This is a genomic window from Mycobacterium sp. WUMAC-067 (genome assembly GCF_020217485.1).
Taxonomy (GTDB): Bacteria; Actinomycetota; Actinomycetes; order Mycobacteriales; family Mycobacteriaceae; genus Mycobacterium.
Window position 1 is genome coordinate 1 of record NZ_JAEKMI010000084.1, and the last position, 9948, is coordinate 9948.

General features: G+C 63.0%; 8 protein-coding genes and 1 pseudogene. 5 read left to right on the forward strand and 4 right to left on the reverse strand.

Translation table 11 applies throughout. From position 1 onward, the window contains the following. Positions 1-567 (reverse strand): IS30 family transposase (locus JF781_RS26515; RefSeq protein WP_225330508.1); only part of this gene is annotated, 567 nt, incomplete at its 3' end. Between the two features lie 532 nt (positions 568-1099). On the opposite strand from JF781_RS26515, the gene JF781_RS26520 reads away from it, so the two are divergent. Further along, positions 1100-1636, forward strand: coding sequence for a hypothetical protein (locus JF781_RS26520; protein ID WP_179299263.1), 537 nt, complete (start codon positions 1100-1102; stop codon positions 1634-1636). Positions 1637-1795: 159 nt separating this feature from the next. On the opposite strand, the gene JF781_RS26525 is transcribed toward JF781_RS26520, so the two are convergent. After that, positions 1796-2395 (reverse strand): TetR family transcriptional regulator, encoded by a 600-nt coding sequence (locus JF781_RS26525; protein ID WP_033717415.1) that lies wholly within the window; start codon positions 2393-2395, stop codon positions 1796-1798. Positions 2396-2823: 428 nt separating this feature from the next. Between JF781_RS26525 and JF781_RS26530 the strand changes: the two genes are divergently transcribed. Both JF781_RS26530 and JF781_RS26535 read left to right on the forward strand, forming a co-directional pair. Continuing rightward, positions 2824-3426 carry a TetR family transcriptional regulator gene (locus JF781_RS26530; RefSeq protein WP_088295654.1) on the forward strand — a complete coding sequence of 201 codons (603 nt, stop codon included), beginning with the start codon at positions 2824-2826 and terminating at the stop codon, positions 3424-3426. Between the two features lie 84 nt (positions 3427-3510). Next, entirely contained in the window at positions 3511-3957 is a 447-nt protein-coding gene (locus tag JF781_RS26535) for a DUF6188 family protein (protein ID WP_007172201.1), read from the forward strand. Between the two features lie 114 nt (positions 3958-4071). Here JF781_RS26535 and JF781_RS26540 read toward each other — a convergent pair whose 3' ends face one another. Together JF781_RS26540 and JF781_RS26545 are read right to left on the reverse strand one after the other, a co-directional pair. Then, positions 4072-4968 carry an alpha/beta fold hydrolase gene (locus tag JF781_RS26540; protein ID WP_033717417.1) on the reverse strand — a complete coding sequence of 299 codons (897 nt, stop codon included), beginning with the start codon at positions 4966-4968 and terminating at the stop codon, positions 4072-4074. After that, a complete protein-coding gene (locus JF781_RS26545) occupies positions 4965-8051 on the reverse strand; it encodes an RND family transporter (RefSeq protein ID WP_170945430.1) in 3087 nt (1028 codons plus the stop codon). Before JF781_RS26545 ends, JF781_RS26540 begins: the two co-directional genes overlap by 4 nt. An 804-nt stretch (positions 8052-8855) precedes the next feature. Between JF781_RS26545 and JF781_RS26550 the strand changes: the two genes are divergently transcribed. Together JF781_RS26550 and JF781_RS26555 are read left to right on the forward strand one after the other, a co-directional pair. Next, complete coding sequence (locus tag JF781_RS26550; protein WP_007172204.1) at positions 8856-9497, forward strand: TetR/AcrR family transcriptional regulator; 642 nt, start codon at positions 8856-8858, stop codon at positions 9495-9497. 245 nt (positions 9498-9742) lie between these two features. Beyond that, a pseudogene (locus JF781_RS26555) lies at positions 9743-9899 on the forward strand (DUF5078 domain-containing protein); the annotation flags it as partial. Positions 9900-9948 lie beyond the last annotated feature (49 nt).

The following is a 9948-nucleotide window of genomic DNA, read 5'->3' on the forward strand; positions in this document are numbered from 1 at the left end:
TTCCCAATGCCCCGGCTGGCTGCGGTCGGCGGGAGCGAATGGCCGCTGATGGATCGACAACATCGGCTGGGCGAACCTCGGACGCCGCCGACCCGGCCGCTGGTGCGCGCGGCGATGGGTCCTGCCAGTGCGCAACGGACCCCGGTGTGACGACCTGACCTGTGGCGGCCGTATCAAGCGCGAATGGGGTTGGTACACAGCCCGGTAGATGCTTTCGTGGCACAACCACATCAATCGGTCCTCGGGGTATTCGCGCCGCAAGTGTCGGGCGATCTGCTGCGGGCTCCACCGTTGAGCGAGGAGCTCGGCGATCAGGTCACACAGGGCGGGATTCTTGTCGACCCGCCGCTGGTGACGACGCGCTCTGCGCTGAACCGCCCAGCGGTGGGCTTCAAACGGCCGGTACTGGCCGTCGCGGCGGCTGTTGCGGCGCAACTCCCTCGATACGGTCGATGGTGCCCGGCCAAGCGTGGTGGCGATCTGCCGAACACCCATGCCCGTGCGGCGCAGATCGGCGATGCCGATCCGCTCCTCTTCGGATAGATAGCGATCGCTGATCTGGCGCACAGCCAAACGATCGAGTGCGGGCACGAATCCCACGGCCTCGCCACGCCGATAGGTTTTGTACCCCCTTGCCCAATTGTTTGCTGCGGTACGGGACACACCGACTTCACGACCCGCCGCCAAGATGGACCAGCCCCGGGCGCGCAGCTCCGTAAATCGCTCACGCTTGGCGGACTGTGGCCGTCGGCCCGGGCCTTTTTTCACGCGACGCGACGATGACAACACAACCTCCAGAACCTAGAGAAGTGTTGCGACCGCCCCTAGAAACCACCCGGGGACACGGGGTCAGTTTTCAGACGACGCCGACACCGGGGCAGCACGCATTCGCCGCCAGGTGTGCGTCGCACTGGAATTCCTCGCTTGGCTCGAGACCCGGGGACGCACCCTCGCCACCATGGACCAAGCAGACATCGACAACTGGTTGGCCCACGGCACCTGGCGACACCGAGAGATCCGGCCCTTCCTGCACTGGACAACTCAGCGTCGCATCACCCACGGCGCCTCCGCGCCGGCCAACCGACCCAGCCCGCCCTCGGTGTTCATCGACGAAGCCACGCACCTCGAGCAACTCCGCCGATGCCTCAACGACAACACCATTGACATCGATGTGCGCGCCAGTGGTGCGCTCATCCTGCTGTACGGAATCACCACCATGCGAGTACTCGGGTTACGACAGAACCAGATACACACCCAGGACGGCCACACCTACCTCACCCTGCGCGACCACGAAATGGTGCTGCCTCCTAAGCTCGCCCAACTGCTCGCACAACTGCCGCGTCCAACCCGGCGCTCGACCCTGCCCGAACCCTCAACACCGGACCGGCTCCTGTTTCCCGGACGAACACCAGACCGCCCAGTCAACTCGGGCGTGTTCGGCAAGCGACTCAAACATAGCGGCCTGACAATCCGAGGCGGTCGCAACACCGGCCTCATCACAATGGCAGCCGAGTTACCGGGCGCAGTTCTGGCCGACCTACTCGCCATCGATATCGTCACCGCGACCCGCTGGGCGGCATATGCCAAACGCGACTGGAATCAGTATCTTGCCACCCGAAAAGCGGGCTCTACCTAGCAATTGCGCCTGCCCCACTAGGGTTAGCCCATTTGATCACCGGTGGTTGCCGTTACAAATATGGTGTGGGGTTTCGGGTTACCGGCCGGGTCCTCCGGGCTGTGGACGTGGCAACGGCCGCGGCTGCCGCCGAGCGCGATGGTTCATCGCGGTCCGCGATTAGTCGAATCCGGCTAGTGTGATTCTCAAGGCTTGTTCCAGTTGAATGTGGAGCGGTGGACTCGTTTTGGTGTCCGTGCTAAGCCAGCGCCGAAGTATGAATTGTGCAGTGGCCAAACCCGTGTGGACCAGCAGCGAGGGGCGGATGTCGGTCACCGCGTCGACGTCCATATGCGTAGCGACCAGTTCGATGAGCCGGTGGTTATCGTTCTCGCTGATCAGCGCCGATTCGCCCAGTAGGTGGGGGGCGGTCCGGATGGCTTCTCGCCAGTATTGCAGATTCTGATTTGCTTTGTCCCAAGCGGTTTCGATAAGCAGACGCATCAGAGTTTCGGTTGCTGATGCATCGGACGGCTGGGCGCGGTAGGACGCAACGATTTCGGCGACCGTTTGCCGGACGGGTGCGACAAGCAGGTCTTCCTTGGTGGGTGCGTAGCGGAAGTAGGTACTGATCGAGATTCCGGCCGCGGCCGCGATGTCCTCGGTTGTCACGGCAGCGAATCCGCGTTCGGCGAAAAGCTGGTGTGCGGTGTTCTGGATCTCGGAGATCAACTCGGCGCGGCGTCGGTCCCGTAACGAGCGGATGTTTGCTGACGGCATGCCATCACCTTCGTCAATGTGACATTCCAACTGCATTATGAGCTATGGTACGAACAGTAGCGTAGCGAAACCGAAAGTACTGGGGGTATTTCCTTGCCGGTGTCGCAGCGTCGGGTGCCGTGGGTTGCGTGGGGAATTGCGGCTACCCGCATGAGTATTCGCTGCCGAGTGCGCCCGGAAGCGTCCGCCGATCGGGTCCGCGTTTCGCACCGCGGTCTGGACGGCACAGCTTCAGTACCCACTCATGGCTGTGTCACCAGTACGCTCGTGCTAGCCCCGTTTACCGCACTCGCGGCTCTTGCAGTTGCGCTTGCGGCTGCACGCATATCCAACGGTCTGCAAAGACATCGTCTTCCCCGAAGGGGGATTTGAGGAATGTCATCCCGCCACCTCCTCGTCGAAAGGTCTATCCCCGAAGTGAAGTCGTAGTGTCGGTTGACGTACCGTTCCGCGCGGCGCCAGATTCCGAGACCGGTACCGGGGGCAGCACCGCAATCCTCGATGCTGCCCGAGCGGTCGCAACGGCGGGCGGTTTCAAGGCCGTGCGTCTCAAGACGGTGGCCAAGCAAGCTGGCATCACTGTCGGGTCACTGTATGACCATTTCGCGTCGAAGACCGACCTGCTGGTGACGCTGCTCGCCCGTGAGTTCGAGCGGGTGAATCAGGAACGCGACTGGAGCACGTGCGCCGCTTCCCCGAGTGACCGACTGGGATCGTTGACAGCGCGGCTCCACGACGAGTGGCAGCAAAACCTGCAGCTCACCGAGGCCGTGGTTCGGGCATTCGTTATGGCGGGCACAGACGAAGCCTTGACAGTGCAACACGCCGCCGACGTCGTCGAAAGCATGCTGGCGCGCACGGTTGGTGGGCCGACGCAGGGAGCTTGCGAGCGACAGATCGCCGGAGTCATCGCAGATATCTGGCTGGCCAATCTAATGGCTTTCGTCGTCGGACGGGCGACAGCAGCGGAGGCGCGCGAGCGCATTGATCGAGGTCTGCAGCGCATTCTTGCTGCGTGGAACGCGAGCTAGAGCGCATAGCAATACTAATAGTATCGGTGCGCTACTAGCGGTAGCATAGGTAGGTGACTCGCCGGTGCGTCGAAGGGAGTTGTTATGTACACGCAATGGATCGAGCAGTGCACCGTGCAACGAGTCTCGCTGCACGAAGGGCTGGTAGTCGACCTGGACGATCACAACCAGCTGGTGATTTCCCGACCGATGCGGCTGACCCTCCCTCCGGCAGCAGGCTGGCCTGAGGAAGAAGTGTTGATCGACCCTATCAATCTTTCGGCCGAGGAGCGGCCACTGTTGGACCTGGCCGGAGCGATCTGCACGCGTGCCTGGTGCGACGACGACGGTGCGCTGCATCTGTGTTTCTCCCGCGGCCACCGCATCGATGTCGACCCGGATGCGGCGGCGACTTCGTGGGAGCTCTATGGCAAGTGCCACGGCTACATGGCGTGTCTGCCGCGGGGTCGAGTCCGGGTGATTCGGCACGACCTTCCTGTTGACGAGAATGACTTAGACGCAACACAATCAGTGGCCATGGCGCATCAGTAGCCGCGCGCCTGGCGACAGGACGGCACAAGCGCCGAAGGCGTGCGAACGATAGATCGAGCCATCTCGATGGGTGTCCGACGTGTCAGCCGGGGCGGGTGCAGGTTCGCTGGATGCTTACGTCGGGGTCCTTGTGGTGCGGTCGAGGAAGTCGGTGACCGCGGCGGTAAACGCGTCGTTGTTGTCGCCGGCAACCATGTGACCGGTGCCGGTGACGTCCGTCGTTTCGGCGTGCGGGACGAGCTGGAGGAATTCGTTGACGGTTTCCTGGGAGACTACGTCTGACAGTGCGCCGCGTACTAACAGCGTTGGGGCCGTGATTCGACGTGCTCCTTCGGCGAGAAATCCGCTGATGGCGTCGAACTCCTCGCTGCCTGTCATGAGATTGCCTTGCAGGACATCGAAGTTGGAGCTGATGAACGCTGGGTCCCAGCGCCAGATCCATCGTCCGTCGCTACGTTGCCGCAGGACCTTGTGCAGGCCGTCGAGATTTTCGGGTCGCGCGCGCCGGGGGTTGTATTCGGCGATGATGTCGGCGGCGTCATTGAGTGAGCCGAATCCGTCGGGGTGGGCGGCCATGAATGACACGACGCGACGGGCTCCATGAAATTCGATCCGCGGGGTGATGTCGACCAGGACAACGGCTGCCCAGAGGTCGGGTGGGGCCAGCAGATGGGTAGCGAGGATGATCAGCCCACCCAGCGACGCGCCGACGACGGCGGGGGGACTGTCGGCGCTGACGTGTCCTCGTACCGAGATCAGATCGGATACGAACCGTTCGACGTCGTATTGTCCGATCGGGTCCCAGTCGCTGTCGCCGTGACCTCGTGTGTCGTAGGCGACGACGGTGTAGCCGTGGGAATGGAGTCGACGAGCGGTGGTGGCCCACGCGTGACGGTTCTGACCGCCGCCATGGAGGAGCAGCACGACGGGGCGAGTCGCGGCGTGCCGGTAGCAGTCGGCCACGAGAGTGATCCCGTCGCTGGTGCGGATGCGCTCCTGGCTAATTGTCATGTGGTCCGATGTGGTCGGCCGTTGTGAGTCAGGGGTTTCCGTTGCGGCCACCAGCTCGCTTCGCGCAGCAGTGTGGCGATCGCGGGAACCGTGAGCGTGCGAACGACGAAGGTATCCAGAAGTAGGCCGCAGCCAATGATGAACCCGGCTTGGATCATGATCGCGATGGAGCCGACGATCAGGCCGAACATGCTGGCGGCGAAGATGAGCCCGGCCGAAGTGATGACTGAGCCGGTATTTGCGACGGTTCGCAGGACGCCGACGCGAATGTTGTGGGTCGATTCTTCGCGTAGTCGCGAGATGAGCAGCATGTTGTAGTCGGCGCCGACGGCCACCAGGATTATGAACGCTAGAAGCGGTACGGGCCAGGCGATTTCCTTGCCGAGGCCATATTGAAAGACGAGGGTTCCCAGTCCGAGCGCGGCGCCGTAGTTGAGCACGACGGTACCCAACAGGTAGAGCGGGGCGACCAGGGCGCGCAGCAATACGACCAAGATGAGGCCGACGATGACGAGGGTCGCAAAGGCCAGCTGATGAAAGTCGGCGGAAAGCAGGCGTTGGATGTCGGAGTTGACGGCGGGGAATCCGGCCATCGACACCGTGGCGTTGGCCAGCGAGGTGTTGGGTCGTGCGGCATCGGCGATCTCGGTGATTTTGTGGGCGAGGTTCATCGCGTCGCTGCTGTAGGGGTCGTAACTGGATTCGATGGCGAAACGCGCGGTTTTGCCGTCGGGCGACAGGAAATGCTTTGCGACGTCGGCGAATTGGCGGTTCTCGAAGGCATTGGTGGGAAGGTAGAAGCCGCTGGCGTTGTCTGAGCCGGCGGTGGTTCGTGCGGAATTCTGCAGTTGGGTGGCGATTTGGCTCATGCCCGACAGCATTTCGATGTTGCTGTCGGCCAGGGTGTGCACGCCGGTGGCGAGGGCCTGTGCGCCGGAGGCGAGTTGGCTGATGCCGCTTTGGAGGCGGCGGATGTTGCCGGCCAGGTCGGCAGGGTCGCCGAGTGCTCCGAAAGCCTTGTCCAGCGACGTGATTGCGTTTTGGACGTCGGCCACGGTGCCGGCCGCGGTGTCGCTGCCGGGCTGGTACAGGTCGCCGAGGTTGGCAAGCTGGTTGAAGAAGCCGGTATGGCGCAGGGTCACCAGGATCTGCACCTGGTCGCGGAGTTGGGCGCATTCCGGTGTGGTCGCACACCATGGGGAGGTGTTGAGCGCACCGACGAGCGGGTCGATGGCGGCGATTGCGTTTTGGGCTTGGTCGGCTTGCTGACGCAGCCCCGGACCGGTTCGGATGGCTTGGTCGACGGCAGGGGCGGTAGCCGAAAGCTGCTGTAGCAGCGGACGGAACCGCTGGACTTGGGATCCACTCGACTGGGCCTGAGTGAGGATCCCGGTCAACGGTGTCAACGCGGTGCGCAAGGTGGTGTCCAGTTGCGCGAGACCGCCGGCGAGTTGGTCGGCGCCGTGGGTGAGTTTGGCCAGGTCATCCTTATGGGCGTCTCCCTTGGCGACCGCGCCGGCCATCTTGTTACCGATCTGGCCGTTTTGCCACGACAGTTGAGCCTGGTCCAGGCGTGCGCCCGTGGGCCGGGTGACACCGGAGACCTTGGTGACACCAGGCAGTTGCGAGACCCGAGACGCCATTTCATCCAGGTCGGCCAGGGCCTTGCTGGTGCGCATATCAGTGGGCGATTCAACCAGCATGAATTCGGTGATGATGACGTCCTTGCGAAAGTGGCGGTCCAGCAGGTGATACCCCTCATTGCTGGCGGTGGTCGCCGGCTGTCCTTGGCGATCGTCGTAGCTGATGTGCATAGTCAGCGCGACGGCCGCCAGGCCTAGCACCAGGGCCAGACTGGCGACCAGCAGTGGAACGGGTCGACGCACCACGGCCACGGCGATCCAGTTCCAGTAGCGGCGTGTGCGGTCGGCCTTGGGTTCACCGATGCCGCGTTTGGCCGCCAGCGCCAACACCGGGGGAAATAAAGTCACCGTGGCCGCAAACCCGACAAAGACGGCGATTGCGCACGCGGGACCCAACGCGGCGAACACGCTCAACTTCGCGAACACCATGGCCAGAAACGCAAACGCCACGGTGGCGGCCGAAGCCAAAATCACGCGCCCGATGGTGGCGGTCGCGTTGATCACCGACAGATCCGGCGGGACGTTTTGGCGTCGCTGCTCGTGATATCGACTGATCAAGAACACCGAATAATCGGTGCCGGCACCCAGCAAGATCACCGTCATGAAGGCGATGGTGAACTGCGACACCGGCATGCCCGATTCGCCCAACGCTGATAGCACTCCGCGCCCCACCGCCAGGCTCACGCCGATGACCAGCAGCGGCAGCAAGGCGGTAAACACCGACCGATACACGACCAGCAAAATCATCGCGATCAGGCCTACTGTCGCGACCGAGATGACAACCAAATCCTCTTCGGCCGAAGCGATTTGATCGCGGAAGGTGGCCGGGGGCCCGGTGACGCGAACATCGGTGGGTGAGCCGCTGAATGCCTGGGCGGCGATCGTGCGGACCGCCTGGACCGATTCGGCAGCTTTGAGATCGCCCAGCGTTCCGGCCACTCCCACCGGCACATACCAGGCTTTGCCGTCTTGGCTGACTGCCTGGCTTGCGGTGACTGGGTCGGCCAACAAGTCTTGAACCAAGCGCACATGCTCCGAATCGGCACGCAACCGGGAAATCATCGCGTTGTAGCGTCCGCGCACCGGCGCAGTCAGGCCCGCCGGATCCTCCATCGCGACAAATATCGTCGTCTTGGATCCCTGCTCGCCGAAGGCCGCGCCCATGCGGTCTACCGTCTGAAGCGATGGCGCATCGCGCGGTATGAGATTCACTGACTGCTGTCTAACAACGGTTTCCAGCTGCGGGAACAGCACCGCCAGGGCAGCGGCGCTCACCACCCACATGCCGATGATCAGCACCTTATGTCGGATACTGAAACCCGCCAAGCGCGCTAGCCGATCGCTGTACGCGCCCTCACCGGCCGCAACCTTTTGAAGTCGCTCCCGAACAGGGCGACTCAAGGTCGCCACGCCCGAAGAGACCCACCCGTTGTCTGCCATCCCCCGCCCCGCTACTTCGAAAGAAATCAACGGTATCGCAACAGTACTACCAGTACCCTTCTACCTGCCCGGCGAAACCGCCACCGGTGTCCGAAGCTCTCTGATCGCCGCCGCGCAACCAGCCGCTTCAGGCGGTGACCAACGCGCCGTCGACGGTCCAGCATGTCCGGTACAGCGACACGTGATCCCTTTGCGCACAGGCGGTTTGACAATGACGATGCACCGACTCCGAAACAGTGACCGCTTCATGAACGGCGCAGGCGAAATCCCAGCCGGGAGATCAACCTGATCGGCTCGTCGCGCACGTGGTCATACATTTCCCGGTTCATCAACTCGTCGTCCAAGTAGGAGCAGGAGCGAGGAGGGTAGTGACGGGGACGAACGCGGCCGCGGTCATCAACCGGCGGCTGTCGGTGTAGGCGCCGAGTGATACCGCGGCGGACCAGCCTGAAATCGCGAACCCCCCGCGCCCACACATGCGTCTTGGTTAGCCCAAGCGGCACATTCATCGCCGACCAGCCCCGCCCGTCTGTGCGATTCCCCCTCGCGCCCGCCGGCAGAGTTCGTTCGTCCGCCACACGAACCGGCCTGTGGTGGCCGCGCCCTGGAGCTGCTCAACCAGGGATCGTCCGACCCGCTGCCCGATCATGCGTCCTCCTTCGCCCCACAGACCCTTACAGACAAGTGTACTAGTGGTATCGCTACGCTACTAGTAGTAGCGTAGCCGTCTAGGGGTCGAATCAATCGACCGATGCAGCCGCGATTCGGTGCCGGCCAGCTACGCGCGAGGTTTACGGTGACTACATGGAGCGCGACACCCTGGAATTCCCGGTCGACGACGATGATGACGTCGACCCGCGCCTGTTGCGCTCACGAACCCGGCTATTGGATGCGGCCACCAAACTCCTGAGCGCCGGCGGCATCGAAGCCGTCACCATCGACGCGGTCACCAAAGCCTCCAAAGTCGCGCGCACGACCCTGTATCGCCACTTCAGCAGCTCCACTCAACTGCTTGCCGCCACATTTGAAAGGCTGCTGCCGCAGGTCCACCCTGCACCGGAGACGGGATCGTTGCGCGACCAACTCATCGAACTGTTGAGCCGACAGGCCACGCTGTTCCAGGAGGCACCGCTGCACGTCACCACCCTGGCCTGGGTCGCGCTTGGCCGCACACCAAACGGCACCCAGGAAACCCACGACCGGCACGCGCTGCGCACACGGATCATCGACCAGTATCGCCAGCCATTCGATGCCCTGTTGCAAAGCCCCGAAGCCCGCGCCGACCTCGACGATTTCGACCCGGAGCTCATCCTGTGTCAACTCGTCGGGCCAGTGGCGTTTGCCCGACTCACCGGGCTGCGTGCCATCGATCGTCAAGACTGTGAGCGCATCGTCGATGACTTCCTCGCCGCGCACCGCCGCAAGGCCGATGAGCCCGCATCGTAGGCCACCGTCCGCAAACCCCTCTTTCCGCAGCAGCCGCTTCACTTTGTCCTCCAAGACTTCAGGACTTCATGCTCGACGGTGAGGTCTTTGATGGTTTCCCTATAGACCAACCGCCAACGTCACCAGCGGGCCTATGTCGCCGAAGTGTCTTCTGGTGCGGGGTGCAGCAGAAAGTAGGCGTTTAGGTCGATGTCTTAGCGACCGTCGGGCGCTATTGAGAAAGGTGCGTTGGATGTTGCAAAACTCGCGTGTTCTCCGAGGCTGTCTACGGCGATCCGCTTTGGTTCGCGTGGCCCAATCACATGAAGATCTTCTGCAACAACAAGGGCGTTGTCGCCAAGTCCACCCACGTGTGCAACAACTACCTTCCCCGGGGAAATGTCGGTCTGGAACTGGAGCTAACCCCGCCCTAGTCCCGCCGCGGTCGGGACTGCATGCACCTCAGCAATGC